We start from the raw sequence: 17,866 nt of genomic DNA, 5'->3' as shown, positions 1-17,866 counted from the left end.
TCAGGTAGCGCCGAAGACGCGCCGGAAAATGGTATCCACGTGTTTGGTATGGTAGCCGAGATCGAACTTCTCGCGGATTTCTTCTTCGGATAGCGCGGCACGCACCTCCGCGTCGGCAAGCAGTTCCTCCAGGAAATCCTTGCCCTGTTCCCACACCTTCATGGCGTTGCGCTGGACGAGCCGGTAGGCATCCTCGCGCGAAACGCCTGCCTGGGTCAGCGCCAGAAGCACGCGCTGCGAATGCACGAGGCCACGGAACTTGTCGAGATTTTTCATCATGTTGTCGGGATAGACGACGAGCTTCTCGATGACGCCGGCCAGCCTGTTGAGGGCGAAGTCGAGCGTGATCGTTGTGTCGGGCCCGATGCCGCGCTCGACACTCGAATGGCTGATGTCGCGCTCATGCCACAGGGCAACATTCTCCATAGCCGGGACCACCGACATACGAACCAGGCGGGCAAGACCTGTCAGGTTCTCGGTCAGAACCGGATTGCGCTTGTGCGGCATCGCAGAAGAACCCTTCTGGCCGGGCGAGAAGTATTCCTCGGCTTCCAGCACTTCCGTGCGCTGCATATGGCGGATCTCGATCGCGACGTTTTCGATGGAAGACCCGATAACGCCGAGCGTGGCGAAGAACATCGCGTGACGGTCACGCGGAATGACCTGCGTCGAGACAGGCTCCGGGACCAGGCCGAGCTTGGCGCAGACGTGTTCTTCGACGCGAGGGTCGATATTGGCAAAAGTGCCGACGGCGCCTGAAACCGCACCGGTGGCGATCTCGACACGCGCAGCCACGAGGCGCGCGCGGTTGCGGCTCATCTCGGCGTAGAAGCGCGCCAGCGTCAGTCCCATCGTCGTCGGCTCGGCGTGAATGCCGTGGCTGCGGCCGATGCGGATCGTATCCTTGTGTTCGAAGGCACGTGCCTTCAGGGCCGCAAGCAGTCGGTCCATGTCGGCAAGCAGAATGTCGGCTGCACGGACCAGCTGGATGTTCAGCGTGGTGTCGAGAACGTCCGAAGAGGTCATGCCCTGGTGGACGAAACGGGCATCCGGGCCTACGATTTCTGAAAGGTGCGTCAGGAAGGCGATGACATCGTGCTTGGTGACGGACTCGATTTCATCGATGCGCGCAACGTCGAACGTCGCAGCGCCGCCTCGCTCCCAAATTGTCTTTGCAGCGGATTTCGGGATGACACCCAGTTCAGCGAGCGCATCGCAGGCGTGAGCCTCGATCTCGAACCAGATGCGGAATTTGGTCTCGGGCGACCAGATGGCGACCATCTCTGGCCGGGAGTAGCGCGGGATCATGGCTTCCTGCTTTCGTTCATAAAAGGAATGCTGGCGCCCCTGTAGCAAAGACAGGCGGCAATCTCAACGCATGCGTTTGGCAAGCGCTATACTCGTACCGAAAAGGCAGAGAATGCCGAGTGGAAGAAACAGGCGAATTCCGAGCACGGCAAACTGATAGACTGCGCTGGCTCCGGTAAAGACGAATTGGAACACCCATGTGAGGGATCCGAAAGAGGCGTGCCAAGCGGAGTAGAAGACCCGGTAGTCCATGGCGAAGAGAAAGGCCGTCATCAGGATGGTCCCGGCGGCAAGTGCAACGACGAATGCTGCAAAGCGTGTCTCCAGGGATCGTCGATGCGCAAAGAACCGACCCAAAGGCAACATGAACGGCCAAGCCAGCAAACCGCCCGCAAAATAGAGCATTGCGAGGTCACGGACATGTGCGGTCTCCATCCCGTTTCTGAGATAGAGACCGGCCATTGCCGAAGCCAACATCTGGATGCCCCAGAGGATGGCGCCCACAAAAAGCTCGGAGAGGGGCGGGCGGGCCGCCTTGAGCCGCTCGGAGATCAAGGACGACCTGCTTTCGTCACGACTTGGATTTGCCTTCGGCGGCGCTGCGCAGGGCGCTGATCGCCGTCTTGTAGGTCTCGAGCGAGCCGCCCTTGAAAATTGCCGAACCGGCAACCAGAACATTGCCGCCCGATTTGCCGATAATCGGTGCGGTTTCGATCGTCACTCCACCGTCAACTTCAAGGTCGATCGGCCTGTTACCGATAAGTGACCGCGCTGCGGCGATCTTGTCCGCCATCGCTGGAATGAATTTCTGCCCGCCGAAGCCAGGGTTCACCGACATGATGAGGATCAGGTCGATGTCGTCGAGCACGTTCTCGATCGCAGAAAGCGACGTGGCAGGATTGATCGTGACGCCGACCTTCTTGCCGAGCCCGCGCACAGTCTGAAGCGAACGGTGGAGATGCGGCCCGGCTTCAGCATGGACGGTAATGCGGTCGCAGCCGGCCTTCGCGAAGGCCTCAAGATACGGATCGACCGGCGCAATCATCAGATGGCAATCGAAAACCGCATCCGTGTAGGAACGCAACGACTTGATCACGTCAGGGCCGAAGGAAATGTTGGGAACGAAGTGACCGTCCATGACGTCGAGGTGGATCCAATCGGCGCCGGCCGCCGTTACGTCGCGCACTTCCTGGCCGAGTTTGGCGAAGTCGGCAGCAAGGACGGATGGCGCGATGCGAATGGGCGTAGTCATTGAAGTCTCTCCGTAAAACTCATGCCGCGGCGTCAGATCCTATTCGATCGGTGTGCTTGGCGGTACGAACGAACCGGCATGCCACTGCAGCATGCGATAGGGGTTATCGGCCAGTTCGTGGCCGACGTTGAAAGCGATTTTTCCGATGACCGTCTCAAAGGAGGTCCCGCCGATGTGCTGTGCGATGGGCCGGTCGTCCGCAGCGGCATCCTGGGCTGCCTTCGTCGCGATTTCCACCGCCGCATAGGCGGGCAGCACATAGCCCTCGGGCTCGACGCCGCTCGCACGGAACGCGTCGACTACAGGCTTTGCCTCAGGGCGTGCGGCATAGTCGGGCAGGGCGACGGCGAGAACGCCATCCGCAAGCCCGAGCGGCTGGTCGGCGGCGCGCATGGCGTCGCCACCGAGAATATCGAGGTGAATCTTTTCCGCTGCGGCATCGCGTGCGATGACGGCAACGTCGCTACGGTCTCCACCGACGAAGACTTTTGTTGCCCCGGCTTTCCTCAACCGTCGCACGAGAGCGACTTGCTGCTCCTGACCCGGTCGATACGTGTCGGTGAAGACGGGCTTGAGGCCTTTTTCCTCGAGTGCGTTTCGGATCGCTTCCGTAAGCTCCCGACCATGGATGGTGCCATCCTCGATCAGCGCAATCGGCGAGGCTGCCCACTCGCCCACGATCGCCTCGATGATCTTTTCCGCTTCGGCGCCATCGGCCGGCGCCATTCGGTAGAGCGGCCAGCCATTTTTCAGCGCGTCTTCCATGAGAATGCGTGAACGCACAGAGACGGTGATCGCCGGGATATTTGCGTCCTTGAGCTTCGGCAGCGCGCCTTCGAGCGTCTCGCTGCAGAGAAAGCCGACGGCCACCTGGACCTTAGCATTGATCAATGCGTCAGCGATTGCCGCACCACTGTTTTCCTCGCAAGTCTCTCCGACCGTGACGATCGTGCTACCATCCTGCTGGACCTTGGCAGTGGCACCAGCGATGATCTGCGCACCAATTGGCGCGAGATTGCCACTCTGTGGCGCTACGACACCGATTATCAGACCCGCGGCATGGCATTCTGCGGCCGCAAGAAGCAGCATCGGCAGAAGTGCTAGGCCACGCAAAGTATTCATAAAAGCTGCAGGTCCCTGTCGTTGTCCTGCTCTTTTATCCGTCCGGCATCGATCGTCAAAGAAAAACGCACAATCGGGAAGCTTTTCGCCTGGCTTTTGTAGAAAAGGTAACCGATCACCTTCATATTACAGGAAACAGCAAGCCGGTGACGCCGGACGGAGAATGCCTTTGTTGAACAAGCAACCGATCGATCCGCGCCTCTACCGAGATGCGATGAGCCGCTTTGGAGGCCATGTGCAGCTCGTGACGACGGCAATCGGCAAGGAGCGCCGTGGCGTGACGATCACCGCCGCTTGCTCCGTATCTGATGACCCTGCAACCGTTCTGGTGTGCCTGAACAACAGCAATCCGAAGAACGACATCTTCTTCCGGAGCGGTATCTTTGCTTTGAATACTCTGGGCGCGCACCATCAGGCACTTGCCGATGCGTTTTCTGGCCGCACCCAGCTCAGCAACGACGAACGTTTCGCGACGGGCCGGTTCGACAAGCTGGTGACAGGGGCGCCCGTTCTTCACGACGCGCTTGCCTCCTTCGATTGCCGCGTGAGCGAGATCAAGGAAATGTCGACACACCACATCATTTTCGGTGATGTCGTGGCGGTCCGCTACAACGAGGCCAAACCCGCGCTTCTCTATATGAACCGGGACTATCACACGCTATAACTTCCTGAAAAAGGGAGAAGACATGCCGGATCAAGCGCATCCGCCGCTGCCGTCGTCGATCGACGAGACGATTTCGATGTTGGGCAATCAGGACTATCTGGCAGGGCGGGCGCTTGGCACGGTGCTTTTTCTTGCCCTGAAGATGAAGCGTCCTCTCTTCCTGGAGGGGGAGGCCGGCGTCGGGAAGACGGAGATCGCCAAGGTCCTATCAAAAGCTCTGGGGCGGCCGCTGATCCGCCTGCAATGCTACGAAGGGCTGGATATCGCCTCGGCCGTCTACGAATGGAACTATCCGGCGCAGATGCTGGAAATCCGCCTCGCGGAAGCGTCCGGACTTACCGACCGGGACAGAATCGAGTCGGACATCTTCTCGGAGCGCTACCTCATCCGCCGACCCGTTCTGCAGGCTTTATCCAGCGCAGATGGTCGCGCGCCGGTCTTCCTCATCGATGAGCTAGACCGTACCGACGAGGCATTCGAGGCCTTCCTTTTGGAGGTTCTTTCCGACTTTCAGGTGACGATCCCCGAGCTCGGCACCATCCGGGCCGCCGAACCACCGATCGTCATCATCACCACAAACCGGACGCGCGAAGTCCACGACGCCCTGAAACGACGCTGCCTCTACCATTGGGTCGATTATCCCGATGCCATGCAAGAGCTCGAAATCATTCGCCGCAAGGTACCGGGCTGCAATGCCGCGCTGTCGGCACAGATCGTGGCCTATGTGCAGCGGCTTCGGACACTAGACCTTTTCAAGAACCCGGGCGTTGCCGAGACGATCGATTGGGCGACAGCACTGACGGAACTCGACCGGCTGGCGCTCGATCCGGAAACGATCTCCGATACGATCGGAACGCTGCTGAAATACCAGGACGATATTGCGCGCATTCAAGGCAGCGACGGTGCAAGGGTGCTGGAAGACGTCAAGAGCGAGCTGCAAGCGGCAGGATAGCGCATGGACCCGCCAAGCGGACAAGATGGGATCGTCGTTCCGCCACTTCCGGTCGGTGCCGGTCGATTTGCAGACAATATCGTCTTCTTTGCCAGGGCACTGCGGAAGGCCGGCATGAAGATCGGGCCGGCGGCGATCGTTGATGCCATCGAGGCGGTCGAGGCAATCGGAATGGGGTCGCGCGAGGAATTTCACGCCGCACTCTCGTCCGTCTTCGTCAAGCGACATGAAGACAAGCCGGTCTTCGACGAGGCCTTCCGTCTTTTCTGGCGCTCGCGAGACCTTGTCGAAAAGATGATCGCGATAATGTCACCGCGGGCGCCGGACACGCGCGAAAGGCAGAAGGCGAAGCCAGGCGAGAGCCGCGCCGCGGACGCTTTGCTTGGCGAACAAAAGGACAGCAAGCCGCCGCGGGATGAACCCGACATCGAGATCGATGCGCGCCTCACCATGTCGGGCAACGAGGTCTTCCGGCGGATGGACTTTGCGCAAATGTCAGCGATGGAGATCGCCATGGCCAAGAAGGCACTCGCGAAACTGCAGTTGCCTCTGGACAAGGTGCGCACTCGGCGCTTCCGGCCGTCGCATGTTCATTCGCACGTCGATCCGCGCGCCACCATGCGGGCGGCATTGCGCAACGGGGCGGGCCTCATTCTTCCGCGTTACCGGGAGATCCGCGAGGTCCAGCCGCCCTTGGTGGTTCTCGCCGATATCTCCGGCTCGATGAGCCAGTACACGCGCATCTTTCTGCATTTTCTGCATGTGCTGACGGAGAAGCGCCGGCGGGTGCATACCTTCCTATTCGGGACGCGCCTCACGAATGTCACCAGGCAGATGCGCCACAAGGACCCGGACGAGGCGATGGATGAATGCGCCGCGGCCGTAAAGGATTGGTCGGGAGGAACGCGGATCGGTGAAACGCTAAAGGAATTCAATCGCCTGTGGGCCCGGCGCGTGCTGGGCCAGGGTGCGGTGGTGCTGCTTATCACCGACGGCCTGGAACGCGAGGGAACGGAGCTGCTCGCGGACGAGATGGACCGCCTGCACCGCTCTTGCCGGCGACTGATCTGGCTCAATCCGCTGCTGCGCTTCGATGGCTTCGAGCCGCGAGCACGTGGTGTGCGCACAATGCTGCCCCATGTTGACGAATTCCGACCGGTTCACAATCTATCATCCTTGAGCGATCTCGCAGAAGCACTCGGCGCAACCAGGTCGACCACATACGACCCGCGCCGGTACCTCGGAACATTGAAAGGCATCGCATGACAGGGACATTTTTTGACCTTGATCCGTTGATGACGGCGGAAGCCTGGCGGAAAGGCGGGCGAGACGTTGCCATCGCTACGGTGATCGAGACGTGGGGCTCGGCGCCGCGACCGGCAGGGAGCCATCTGGTGATCGATCGTGATGGCAATTTCGAAGGGTCCGTCTCGGGAGGCTGCGTCGAAGGGGCTGTTATAGCCGAGGCTCTGGACGTGATCGCCGACGGCCAGGCGAAGATGCTCGAGTTCGGCGTTGCGGATGAAACCGCATGGCGCGTCGGCCTTTCCTGTGGTGGCCGAATTCGCGTCTATGTCGAAAGGCTCGATTGATGGATGCCGCAAATCTTGCGCGGCTCAATGATGCTCGCCGGGCTCGCACGGGAACCATATTGCTGACCGATCTTGAGAACGGCAGCGATAGCGTCGTCCTCGAGGGAGATTCCGTGCAGCCTTGGTTGGTGCGTGCCGTTGAAGCTGCTTTTCGCTCGGGCAAATCGACGTCGATCGAGGTCGATGGGCATCGGTACTTTCTGAATGTGCATCTGCCGCCGGCCCATATCGTGATCATCGGTGCCGTTCACATCAGCCAAGTCCTGGCGCAGATGGCATCTCTTGTGGGCTTCGATGTCCGCATCATCGATCCGCGCACGGCTTTCGCCACGCCCGAACGATTCCTCGGCATCGATCTGACGGCGGAGTGGCCGGTGGACGTGTTCAATGATCGTCCGCTGGATGCCTATACTGCGCTCGTCGCGGTTACGCATGACCCGAAGATCGACGATTTCCCGATCACGGAAGCGTTGCGGATCGGTTGTTTCTACGTCGGTGCGCTCGGCAGCCGCAAGACGCACGCGACGCGCCTGGAGCGCTTGCGCGCCGACGGTGTGGACGAAGCCGCGCTTGCCAGGATCAGTGCACCCATCGGGGTCAATATCGGTGCGGCGAGCCCGGCAGAGATCGCGGTCGCCATTCTCGCGGAGATCGTCCAGACCTTGCGGACCCGCGAGATATCACCCACAGGTGACAGGAAATGAAATTCGGGTCGTTTTCCATCGACGTCGCCGAAGGCGTGGTCCTCGCGCATGCGGTGAAGCTTGCAGGCGGCAGCCTGCCCAAAGGGCACAGGATCGACGCCGGTGACATCGACAGACTGCGCGGCGAGGGTATAGAGCATGTCATTGCAGCGCGCATCGAGCCCGGGGACGTGGGTGAGGATGACGCGGCGGGACGACTTGCGCAGGCCGTCGCTCCCGACCACCTGCGCTTCTCGGAGGCGTCCACGGGGCGCGTGAATGTGTATTCGACGGTCCACGGGCTGTTCGTCGCAAGCCGAAGTGCCGTCGATCGCCTGAACAGGGTCGATCCCGGCATAACGCTCGCCTGCCTCAACGACCATGTGCCTGTCCGGAACGGCGACATGGTCGCAACATTCAAGATCATTCCGCTCGCGGTTTCGGGCGAGAAACTGGACAGGGCATGCGAAGTGCTGCGGGCGACGTCCGCTTTCGAGGTCAAACCTTTCGCCAGCCGGTCAGTGTCATTGATTGCGACGCAGCTGCCGTCGCTGAAGCCTGCGGTGATGGACAAGACGGCGCGCGTGCTTTCTCGCCGGCTCATCGCATCCGGCAGCCAACTCGTCAGGGAGGCAAGGGTTGCTCACCATGCGGACCCGGTTGCAGAGGCGCTCAGAGACGCATCTCGGCAGCCCGACAAGGGACCGAAAATGATTATCGTTTTCGGTGCGTCTGCCGTGATCGATGCGGAGGACGTGATTCCCGAGGCCATTCGGCAGGCTGGGGGCGAGGTCGTGCAGGTCGGTATGCCTGTCGATCCCGGTAACTTGCTCGTTCTCGGCCGCATCGGCAATATCCCGGTGATTGGGGCACCGGGATGTGCGCGCAGCCCCAAGGAGAATGGCTTCGACTGGGTGCTCGATCGAATCCTGGTGGGCGAAGAGCCAAGTGCACTCGAGATCAGCGGCATGGGTGTCGGAGGTCTTCTCATGGAAATCCAAGCGCGGCCAAGCCTTCGCGAACCGGAGGCGCGATTGGCCCCCGCGGATAACGTCGTGACCGTCGTTCTTGCCGCCGGCAAAGCCAGCCGGATGGGTGAGGGCGGTCCACATAAGCTGCTTGCGGAGTTTGACGGTGTGCCGCTCGTCCGGCGATCGGTGATGACGGCGATCGGTAGTCGATCGTCGTCGGTCGTCGTCGTGACGGGGCACCGCAAAAACGACATCGAAGCGGCGCTGTCCGGGCTGAATGCAATGACAGTTTACAATCCGGACTACGCCTCGGGCATGGCCTCGTCGCTCTCGACAGGATTTTCCGTCGAGCAAGCGCGGGATGCGGATGGTATTCTGGTCGTGTTGGCCGATATGCCGGGCGTTTCCAGCGGCGATCTCGATCGACTGATCGCAGCGTTCCGGCGATCGAACGGCCAGTCGATCATCCGTGCGGTGTCGCGCGGCAAGCGCGGCAATCCCGTGGTCATGCCGAAATCGCTGTTCGATGAGGTTATGAGGCTGGAGGGCGACGTCGGCGCGCGGCATATCATCGAGACATCGGGCGTGCCTGTGGTAGACATCGATATTGGCGATTCGGCACATTTGGACGTGGATACGCGGGAGGCCGTCATCGCGGCAGGCGGCGTTTTGAAGGGATAAGGGCAATGGATGCGGCGGCGATCGAAGAAATGTTTCAAGGCCTTGGTCCCGTCACCATCAAGCGCATGTTTGGTGGCAAGGGCATCTACCACATGGGCCGGATCGTGGCGGTCGAAGTGCGCGGCGAGATGTTGCTGAAGGCCGACGAGCGGAGTGCATCCGAATTCGCCGCGGCTGGGGCGACGCAATGGGCCTATGAAGGCAAGAAGGGAAGTCCGGTGAAAATGCCGTACTGGTCGATCCCGGACGATGCCTATGATGACCCTGATGTCATGGCACGATGGGTGCGGCTTGCCTATGAGGCTGCGCTGCGGGCGGAATGATGCTTAGAGTAGTTCGTCGGCCTTCAGCCGCTCCATCGCTGCCGCCGCAAAGGCGGAAAGCGGCCGCGGGAGTTCGGAACGGCTGAACCAGCCGAAGTCCGAGAGTTTGTCCGGCTCGGTGAGCTTCGGTTCACCGTCAAACTCGGCCGCTATATAGAGCAGGGAGATCCAGTGCTGTTCGTCCGCCTTGCTGATAAGTTCGGCAGGGCCGAGAAGATTGACGCGGCCGATCGATAGGCCGGTTTCCTCTTCCGCTTCGCGTCGCGCCGCCTGCTCGGCTGGCTCCATATGATCCACCTTGCCGCCCACAATGCTCCAGTGGCCGGCCTCAGGGGCGCGCATGCGCTTGTAGAGCAGGATCTTGCGGTCACGCAAAATCACCAGGCCAACGCCAAGGCCCGGAAAATCGATGCCCGGCGTACCCATGGTTCGTCAGATCTTGGCGTTGGCCGTGATCAGCATGAAGGCTGGAATCTCATCGCCAAAGCCGACAGGCGTCGGGCCGTCGTCGTGGTCCCGGTAGCGGCGGCGATCGCGATTGTCATCGTTTGCCGGATAAGGACGAGCGGCGCGCGTGTTGTGTTGCGGCTTGTGTTGTTCTGCTTTGCGCTCTTGCTTCACGCTTTCGACCTTTGCTGGTGCTGCTGTTTCCATCGTCTCGACGTCATTATCTGCGACGGCGATATCAGTTTTATGACCTCCACGGCCCTTGCCGCGACCGCGGTCCTTGTCTCGACCCTTGCGGCGCGAGCGATCGTCGTCGCGGCTGGGTTCGGGAGGGGGCAAGGCGGATAGGTCGCCGCTCAACCACTCAACTTTCTCGCCGATCAGCTTTTCGATCGCGTCGGCATGTTTCTGGTCGTGGCGGGTGACGATGGTGAATGCAGCGCCGGAACGGCCTGCGCGGCCGGTGCGGCCAATGCGATGCACATAATCCTCGGAATGGATCGGAACATCGAAGTTGAAGACGTGGCTGACGTCAGGAATGTCGAGACCGCGAGCGGCGACATCGGAAGCCACGAGAAGCTGGAGGTTACCATCCTTGAAGTTCTGCAGCATGGCCATGCGCGAGCGCTGATCCATGTCACCATGCAGAGCGCCGGCAGAAAAGCCGTGACGGTCCAGAGAACGGAAGAGCTCGGAAACGTCCTTCTTGCGGTTGCAGAAGATGATCGCGTTCTTGAGATCGGTCTGCGCTTTGACGAGGTCGCGCAAAACGGCGCGCTTCTCGTAATCCTTGCCATGCGAGGCGACGAAGCGCTGCGTTACCGTCTTTGCCGTCGATGCCGGCTTGGCGACTTCGATGCGTTCCGGATTCTGCAGGAAGCGATCGGCGAGCTTCTGAATCTCAGTCGGCATGGTTGCCGAGAAGAACAGCGTCTGGCGGGTGAAAGGAATGAGCTTGGCGATACGCTCGATATCGGGAATGAAACCCATGTCGAGCATGCGGTCGGCTTCATCGATGACGAGAATCTCAACGCCGCTCATCAAGAGCTTGCCGCGCTCGAAGTGGTCGAGCAGGCGGCCGGGCGTGCAGATCAGAACATCGGCACCGCGCTCAAGCTTGCGATCCTGATCTTCGAAGGAGACGCCGCCGATTAGCAGCGCGACATTCAACCGGTGATTTTTGCCGTACTTTTCGAAGTTTTCCGCAACCTGCGCAGCCAACTCGCGGGTCGGCTCGAGGATCAGCGTGCGCGGCATGCGGGCGCGGGCACGGCCCTTTTCCAGCAGCGACAGCATCGGCAAGACGAAGGACGCCGTCTTGCCCGTTCCCGTTTGCGCAATGCCACAAATATCGCGGCGTTCCAGCGCAAAGGGAATGGCGCCAGCCTGGATAGGGGTTGGCACCGTGTAGCCCGCGTCGGTGACAGCGGAAAGCACTTTTTGGCTCAAGCCAAGATCAGCAAATGTCGTCAAAGGGAAAACTGTTTCCGTTCCGGTTCGGCCGTACTCTGATTGAGTCGGCGTGATTGCATGCCGCAATGCAGCGCGACATAAGCCGAAACTGTCCTTAAGTCAAGGAATACAGGCTTTGCGACCAATGCAGAGGTAAAGAGGTGGTTAGTACCCGTAATTACTTCATGTAACTGGCAAGCTTCAAGCCCGCGTTCATGAAATAAATGGGGTCAACGGCACGACCATCCTGGCGGACCTCGTAGTGTAGATGCGTGCCGGTGGATCGGCCCGTGCTGCCCGCAAGGCCAATGACGTCAGTGCGGTCTACCTTGTCGCCGACTTTCACGCGAATTTCCGACATATGGCCGTAGCGCGTAGAAATACCGTTGCCATGATCCACCTCGACCATGTTGCCGTAGCCGCCGGTCCAGCCTGCTGCGATCACCTTGCCGGGCGCTGTCGCGCGAACCTTCTCGCCGGGCGCAAAACGGAAATCGATGCCGGAGTGCAGTGCCAGGCGCCCGAGGAACGGATCGCGCCGGTTCCCGAACGAGCTGGTGATCTCCTTGCCAATGGCCGGGTTCTGGAACGGTAACGATTCCGCCGTGCTCCGCACCGACTCCAGGCGGGTGAGGGCATCGTCAAGCTGCGAAAGCGAGGTATCGAAATCATCCGCGCTTTCAGGCTCGACATACGGTCCGCCGACTGCGGTGTCATCCTGTTTCACGCGCTCGGCCGGCACCGAAATGCGGAAACGTGTCAGGACCTTCGATATGGCATTGGCGGTGCCGCCCGCGTCGCTCGTCAATTGCGCGATGCGATTGCGCTGCTTCTGCTCGATGTCCTTCAACGACAGCGTCACCTTGGAGAAAACACGGTCGGCGCGGTCGCCAACGGTTTCAGGTGCCGGCACGTCAGCGAGCGTGGTGTTGTCGGAGGACACGTCGGCCGGTTCGTCAGCCCCCGCGAGCTGATTTTCGATTGCCTGAACTGCACCGGAAAGCGAGGCGTGCTTGTCTTTTGATTCGGGAGCGTAGGACTGCAGCGGTGTCGCCCCCTTGCCGCCCAGTCCGGAATTCTCCGCGCGGTCAAGAAGCGAACCGAGCTTACCGTGGCGCGAGGTAAGCGCCAGTTGCTGCTCCATCAGCTTGTCGACCTTGTCTTCGACCACTTGCTGATCGAGCAATTGACGCGACGTAACCCGGTCCACCTGGGCGCGCAAAGCTGCGATGCGGTCTTCATAGTCATGCTGCATGCGCGCCTGCCTGGCCATCGCCGCGCCGATCAGGTCGTCACGCAGCACGAGATAGGACGTGGCCAGCAGATAGCCGATCGCAAAGACGCCGACGAAGCAGAAACCGAGTGCTGCCATCCACGGCGTGACGGTCAGGTGACGGACCCGGTCGCCGCTCGCCAGGATCAGTATATGCTGTTGTTTTCGCTGACCGAATACGCGGCTATGCTGTGCATGCGTCACGGAGAATCTCCCAATTGACGGCCGATGCCTCAATTGCCACGATTACGCACCATTATGGTTAATATTTACTTAGGTCAGCATGGCTGTCGCTATCGGATCAGGCGTTGCTCGTCGATGTCAGCGACCGGTAAAAGGACGGCGTCAGGCCCGCTTCGGCCCGCGCGACGTCGTTGAAGGGAGGCTTCAACGGACCGCGGAAATTGGCACGCACCAATTCGTGGAATGTCCGTGCGGGATCCCGTTTTTCCCTGGAGCAGAGGAAGCGGAACCATTTGGCGCCGATCGCAACGTGGCCTTTCTCGTCGTTATAAATGACATCAAGTACGGCTGCGCTCTCCAGATCGCCGGTTTCGCGCATTTTGGCCTGCAGCGACGGCGTGACGTCGAGACCGCGGGCCTCAAGGATGAGCGGGACGACCGCAAGCCGCGCCGTCAGGTTGTTTCTCGTCGAGTGCGCCGCCTGCCACAGGCCGTCGTGCGCGGGCAGGTCACCATAGTCTGCGTCGAGGTCTCTCAGGCGGGCGCGCACCATGCGGAAATGTTTCGCCTCCTCGAAGGCTACCTGCATCCACCCGTCGAAGAAGGAGTTCGGCACCAGCTCGGTGGCGAACCGGGCAACGATATCAAGCGCCAGGTCGACAGCGTTGAGTTCGATATGGGCGATGGCATGCAGCAGCGCGATGCGCCCCTTGACCGTATGCAAGGAACGCTTTTCGACCTGCGTCGGCGGGATCAGCTCTGGCTTGTCCGGACGGCCCGGCCTCTCGGGCAGCGGCGCGTCAAGCGGCGAACGCAGTGACAGCTTGCGACTGAACCAACGTGTAGCAGTTTCCTGGGCGAGCGTGGTCTTCTCGTCGAGATCGGTTGCGCGGATGGCGTCGATCGCACCGCCGCGCAGGGATGCGATGCTGGACCGAGACGTCATCGCGACAGGTTCTGCACGGCGGCAAGCACGATTTCGGCGTGGCCGGGCACCTTCACCTTCTGCCAGATCGTTCCGATCGTCCCATCCTCGCGGATGAGGAAAGTCGTGCGCTCCACACCCATGAAATTGCGTCCATACATGGTCTTCTGCTTCCACACACCATAGGCTTCCAGCGTCGTCTTCTCTTCATCAGACGCCAAGACGACCGCAAGGCCGTGCTTCTTGATGAATCGGTCATGGCACTTCACGGAGTCGGGAGACATTCCGATAACGCCGGCGCCAGCTTTCTCAAATTCGCCAGCAAGCGCGGTGAAGGCGAGCGATTCCGCCGTACACCCCGTCGTGTCATCCTTAGGATAGAAGAAAAGTACCAGTGGTTTGCCGCGGAAATGACCAAGCGAGACGCGGCCTCCGCCATCACGCGGGAGATCAAAGTCGGGCGCCGCGGTGCCGATGCTGATATCCGCCATGGAGAAACCTTTCTTTTGCCGAGTTTGTGGATAACAGGTGATTTGCCAGATATATATTGGACGAACAATCGTCCAGCCAGTCTGGTCCAGACCACAAATTAAGGAGTTAGGCGAGACGCATGTCGGCGATCCGCGGTGAGAAAATTACATTCCGCAAGAAAGATATCGTCGCACTGCATGAGCTTCCCTCGGCGCAGGCCGAAGATCCCATCATCGTCAGCTGCCCGCCAACGCGTTCGCGCATGCGCAGAACGGCTGGCGCCACGGGTGGCTGCATTGCCGTCATTCTGTTCGTGCTCGCGGCGATTGTCTTCACGGTGGAAAGCGGCATATTCGACGCGCCGCTTTCGCGGCAGGCGCAGGCTGCCCTCAACTCGGCTATCGGGCCGCGTTATCGGGCCGAGGTCGGCTCGACGGTCATCCGCTTTACATCGAACCTGCGCCTTGCGCTCGAGGCGCGCGACGTCAACATGATCGATGAGAAAAGCGGCCAGCACCTGTCGACGACGCATGCCATGCGCATGGCACTCGACCCGCTGCAACTTTTCCGCGGTCGAATAGCGATTGCGCAGATCGAGGCGGAAGATATAGCACTCGATACAGCGTTGCTGCCGTCAGGAAAACCGCTCAAGCTCGATGATGTCAGGATCGACGAAATCCCGGCCGCCATGGAAGCGGCATTTGCTCAACTCGACATGATCGACAGCTTCGTGGAGCGCAGCGGAACGCGGTCGGTCAAGCTCTCGGGCATCGACATCAAGCTTGCCGATACGGCAAACGGCCCGCTCTCGATCGTAATCGACAGCCTGGCCTTCTCGAGGACACGCCAGGGCGCGCTGGCGTTGGATGGCGAGGTCGCGATCAACGGCAAACCGGCAACACTCAGCGTCGTCACAGAAATGGCCAGCGGGCGTACTTCGAAGTTGACAGGGCAGGTGGCTGGCGTCGATCTGGGCCCGTTCACGCTCAAGCGAAACGTCGAAGGTCAAATCCGGCAAGGCATCGATGGCTCTGGAGACTTGACGATCTCTGCGGTTCGTACCGGCGATCAAGCTTCGCCTGCGCTCGATGCCGCGATCGAGCTGAAGCCGGGGCACTTCTATATGGACGGCGACCAGCAGGAGTTGAGTGGCGGCAGCATCAACCTTGCCTATGATTTCTCCAAGCAAACGCTCGAGATCGCCAATTCACGCGTTCAGTTCGGCGCGACGTCTGTACCGCTCACCGGTGCCCTTATCGATCTTGACAAGATCGATGCCTCCGCAGGAAAGGGCTTCGGTATCGATCTGCTTGTGAGTGGCGGCACGGCGGCGCCAACTGGATCGGGAGAGCAACCCCTTGCCTTCGATATCCAGGCGACCGGTCGGTACCTCGTTGCCAGCCGCGAACTGCAATTCGAGAATATGCGGGTTTCGAGCCCGGCCGGCGGCCTCTTCGGCTCCTTGCATGTCCGCTTCGGAGACGTCTCACCGGAGATCAGCTTTGCCGGTCAGTCACAGCAGCTGCAGACAACGGCAGTCAAGCAGTTATGGCCGTTCTGGATGGCGTCGAAGGGCCGAGAGTGGGTTGAACGCAACCTCTTCGGGGGCACAGTCAGCGACGCTTCAATCTCCGTCTTCATTCCGTTCGGACGCTTGGACGAGGCGGTCGGCAAGGGGCTGAAACTCGACGAGAACCAGATCCGCATTGCGTTCGACATCGCTGGTACGCGGATGAACGTGGTCGGCGACATCCCGCCGATCCGCGATACGAATGCGCATTTTGATTTGAGCGGTCCGCGCGCGACGATCTCGATCAAGAGCGGGACGGCGTTCTTCCCGTCGGGACGATCGGTAAACGTCGGCGAGGGTACGTTTGTCCTTCCGTCGACCTACGACAAGCCGCTCATGGCCGAACTCAATCTTCCCATTTCCGGCGCGGCGGACGCGGTCGGTGAATTGCTGACCTACAAGCCCATCCAGGTATTGCAGCGTGCGGGCCTCGTGCCTGAGGATCTCACCGGCAAGGTGTCGGCGAACGTGCAGGCACGCCTCGGGCTGATCTCATCGCAAAATCCTCCGCCGGCCGAATGGAAGGCGGTGCTACAGCTTCAGGATCTCGATATCGCCAAGCCGATTTCGGGCCGCAAGATCACGGGCCTCGACGGGGTGCTGCGCGCCGATCCGAAGCAGGTGAGCCTCGACGGAAAAGGGCTGATCGACCGCATTCCCGCCGGTATCGAGCTTGTCGAGCCGACGGATAAATCGTCCGGCGTTCAGCCGCAGCAGAACATTACCGCTACGCTCAACAACGATCAGCGGGAAAAGTGGCTACCCGGCCTCAACAACATCATCGATGGCAGCATCGACGTTGAACTCAATCGCATCGATCAGGACCGGCAAGGGGTCACGATCGACCTTGGAAGGGCCCGCCTATCGCTGCCATGGATCGGATGGTCCAAGGGAAGCGGTATCGGCGCGACGGCTACGTTCGAAGCATCCGGCCCAGCCGACAATACGCAGTTGAAGAACTTCGTCCTCAAGGGCGACGGATTCGGCGCGAACGGCTCTCTCGTCATCGGCAAGGGCAACCTGGTGAAGGCGGATCTCGACAGCGTCAAACTATCTTCTCTTGACGATTTTGCCGTTTCGGTGAAGCGCAACAAGGGAGGGCTTGATGTCTCCGTATCAGGCAATAGTGCCGATGCCCGTCCGATCATCTCCAGATTGAAGGCTGGCAGCAATGGCGGAAGCGACGACGACCAGAGCGGTAGCGTATCCATACGGGCCAAGCTCGGTCGCATCGTCGGCTTCAACGATGAGAAGATGCGGAATGTCGACATGCTTTACGTTTCGGCGGATGGCAGGCTGCAGTCACTGAATTTAACCGGTGTCACCGACAGCGGCGAGGCGTTCGTCGCCCAGACGAAGGGCAGTGGCGTCATCAATATCACGAGCGGGGATGCGGGCTCCGTCTCGCGCTTCGCCGATCTCTATCAGCACATGATGGGCGGCTTGCTCAATCTGCAGATCCGCCTCGGCGCGGGCGACAGCTGGGACGGGTCGATCGACATCAGGCGCTTCTCCCTCGTCAATGAGCAGCGCCTGCACTCGATCGTTTCGACGCCGGTCGGTCAGGAGCAACGGAGCCTGAATTCGGCGGTCAAGCGGAACATCGACACCTCTGCACAGCGCTTCCAGCGCGGCTTTGCCCGGATCGTTTCGAAGAACGGCGTGATCAGCATTGAGAACGGCGTCGTGCGTGGCGATCAGGTCGGCGCGGTGTTCCAAGGCATGGTGCGCGACCAGCGCGGAAGTATGGACATGACGGGCACCTTCATGCCCGCCTATGGGCTGAACCGGCTCTTCGCCGAATTGCCCCTGATCGGTATTATCCTCGGCAATGGCACGGACCGCGGCCTGATCGGCATCACGTTCAAGCTGACAGGGAAATTGGAATCGCCCGATATGATCATCAATCCGTTGTCGATCATCGCGCCCGGCGTCTTCCGCAACATTTTCGAATTCCAATAGGAACGAAAAGCCGGCGCGAGGCCGGCCTTCCTTTT

17 protein-coding genes are annotated in these 17,866 nt (G+C 60.6%); 8 read left to right on the top strand and 9 right to left on the bottom strand.

Annotated features, from left to right (window positions below):
• The 4 genes from purB to ACSQ9D_RS08210 form a co-directional block, all read right to left on the bottom strand.
• Positions 1 to 1,308, bottom strand: a complete 1,308-nt coding sequence (gene purB, locus ACSQ9D_RS08225; protein ID WP_436281823.1) for an adenylosuccinate lyase — start codon at positions 1,306 to 1,308, stop codon at positions 1 to 3.
• Positions 1,309 to 1,371: 63 nt separating this feature from the next.
• Positions 1,372 to 1,863, bottom strand: a complete 492-nt coding sequence (locus tag ACSQ9D_RS08220) for a hypothetical protein (RefSeq protein ID WP_436281822.1) — start codon at positions 1,861 to 1,863, stop codon at positions 1,372 to 1,374.
• A gap of 16 nt (positions 1,864 to 1,879) precedes the next feature.
• Positions 1,880 to 2,560: a ribulose-phosphate 3-epimerase gene (gene rpe / locus ACSQ9D_RS08215; RefSeq protein WP_436281821.1), complete on the bottom strand. Its 681-nt coding sequence runs from the start codon at positions 2,558 to 2,560 to the stop codon at positions 1,880 to 1,882.
• 39 nt (positions 2,561 to 2,599) lie between these two features.
• Positions 2,600 to 3,682, bottom strand: coding sequence for a branched-chain amino acid ABC transporter substrate-binding protein (locus ACSQ9D_RS08210; RefSeq protein WP_436281820.1), 1,083 nt, complete (start codon positions 3,680 to 3,682; stop codon positions 2,600 to 2,602).
• A gap of 169 nt (positions 3,683 to 3,851) precedes the next feature.
• On the opposite strand from ACSQ9D_RS08210, the gene ACSQ9D_RS08205 reads away from it, so the two are divergent.
• From ACSQ9D_RS08205 to ACSQ9D_RS08175, 7 genes are read left to right on the top strand one after another with little or no spacing between them, the layout of a single operon-like run.
• Complete coding sequence (locus ACSQ9D_RS08205; protein ID WP_436281819.1) at positions 3,852 to 4,346, top strand: flavin reductase; 495 nt, start codon at positions 3,852 to 3,854, stop codon at positions 4,344 to 4,346.
• 22 nt (positions 4,347 to 4,368) lie between these two features.
• A complete protein-coding gene (locus ACSQ9D_RS08200; RefSeq protein ID WP_436281818.1) occupies positions 4,369 to 5,298 on the top strand; it encodes an AAA family ATPase in 930 nt (309 codons plus the stop codon).
• A gap of 3 nt (positions 5,299 to 5,301) precedes the next feature.
• The gene (locus ACSQ9D_RS08195; RefSeq protein WP_436281817.1) at positions 5,302 to 6,564 is read left to right on the top strand and encodes a vWA domain-containing protein; all 1,263 of its coding nucleotides are present in this window, start codon (positions 5,302 to 5,304) and stop codon (positions 6,562 to 6,564) included.
• Positions 6,561 to 6,890, top strand: a complete 330-nt coding sequence (locus ACSQ9D_RS08190; RefSeq protein WP_072376128.1) for an XdhC family protein — start codon at positions 6,561 to 6,563, stop codon at positions 6,888 to 6,890. The genes ACSQ9D_RS08195 and ACSQ9D_RS08190 overlap by 4 nt, the downstream gene beginning before the upstream one ends.
• Entirely contained in the window at positions 6,890 to 7,594 is a 705-nt protein-coding gene (locus ACSQ9D_RS08185; RefSeq protein ID WP_436281816.1) for an XdhC family protein, read from the top strand. Before ACSQ9D_RS08190 ends, ACSQ9D_RS08185 begins: the two co-directional genes overlap by 1 nt.
• Positions 7,591 to 9,225 (top strand): NTP transferase domain-containing protein, encoded by a 1,635-nt coding sequence (locus ACSQ9D_RS08180; RefSeq protein WP_436281815.1) that lies wholly within the window; start codon positions 7,591 to 7,593, stop codon positions 9,223 to 9,225. Before ACSQ9D_RS08185 ends, ACSQ9D_RS08180 begins: the two co-directional genes overlap by 4 nt.
• Positions 9,226 to 9,230: 5 nt before the next feature.
• Positions 9,231 to 9,548, top strand: coding sequence for a TfoX/Sxy family protein (locus tag ACSQ9D_RS08175; protein WP_037119211.1), 318 nt, complete (start codon positions 9,231 to 9,233; stop codon positions 9,546 to 9,548).
• A gap of 3 nt (positions 9,549 to 9,551) precedes the next feature.
• Here the strand turns inward: ACSQ9D_RS08175 and ACSQ9D_RS08170 are convergent, their stop codons facing one another.
• From ACSQ9D_RS08170 to ACSQ9D_RS08150, 5 genes are all read right to left on the bottom strand, one after another.
• Complete coding sequence (locus ACSQ9D_RS08170) at positions 9,552 to 9,974, bottom strand: NUDIX domain-containing protein (RefSeq protein ID WP_436281814.1); 423 nt, start codon at positions 9,972 to 9,974, stop codon at positions 9,552 to 9,554.
• 6 nt (positions 9,975 to 9,980) lie between these two features.
• Positions 9,981 to 11,468, bottom strand: coding sequence for a DEAD/DEAH box helicase (locus ACSQ9D_RS08165; RefSeq protein WP_436281813.1), 1,488 nt, complete (start codon positions 11,466 to 11,468; stop codon positions 9,981 to 9,983).
• A gap of 157 nt (positions 11,469 to 11,625) precedes the next feature.
• Complete coding sequence (locus ACSQ9D_RS08160; RefSeq protein ID WP_436281812.1) at positions 11,626 to 12,924, bottom strand: peptidoglycan DD-metalloendopeptidase family protein; 1,299 nt, start codon at positions 12,922 to 12,924, stop codon at positions 11,626 to 11,628.
• Positions 12,925 to 13,021: 97 nt separating this feature from the next.
• Positions 13,022 to 13,849: a ferritin-like domain-containing protein gene (locus ACSQ9D_RS08155; protein ID WP_436281811.1), complete on the bottom strand. Its 828-nt coding sequence runs from the start codon at positions 13,847 to 13,849 to the stop codon at positions 13,022 to 13,024.
• Positions 13,846 to 14,319: a peroxiredoxin gene (locus ACSQ9D_RS08150; RefSeq protein ID WP_436281810.1), complete on the bottom strand. Its 474-nt coding sequence runs from the start codon at positions 14,317 to 14,319 to the stop codon at positions 13,846 to 13,848. Before ACSQ9D_RS08150 ends, ACSQ9D_RS08155 begins: the two co-directional genes overlap by 4 nt.
• 119 nt (positions 14,320 to 14,438) lie before the next feature.
• On the opposite strand from ACSQ9D_RS08150, the gene ACSQ9D_RS08145 reads away from it, so the two are divergent.
• Complete coding sequence (locus tag ACSQ9D_RS08145; RefSeq protein ID WP_436281809.1) at positions 14,439 to 17,831, top strand: hypothetical protein; 3,393 nt, start codon at positions 14,439 to 14,441, stop codon at positions 17,829 to 17,831.
• Positions 17,832 to 17,866 lie beyond the last annotated feature (35 nt).

Origin of the sequence: Rhizobium sp. LjRoot258 (assembly GCF_964254185.1) — a bacterium.
Lineage (GTDB): Bacteria > Pseudomonadota > Alphaproteobacteria > Rhizobiales > Rhizobiaceae > Rhizobium.
Note: the sequence above shows the minus strand (reverse complement) of the source record. Positions and strands in the feature narration are given on the sequence as shown.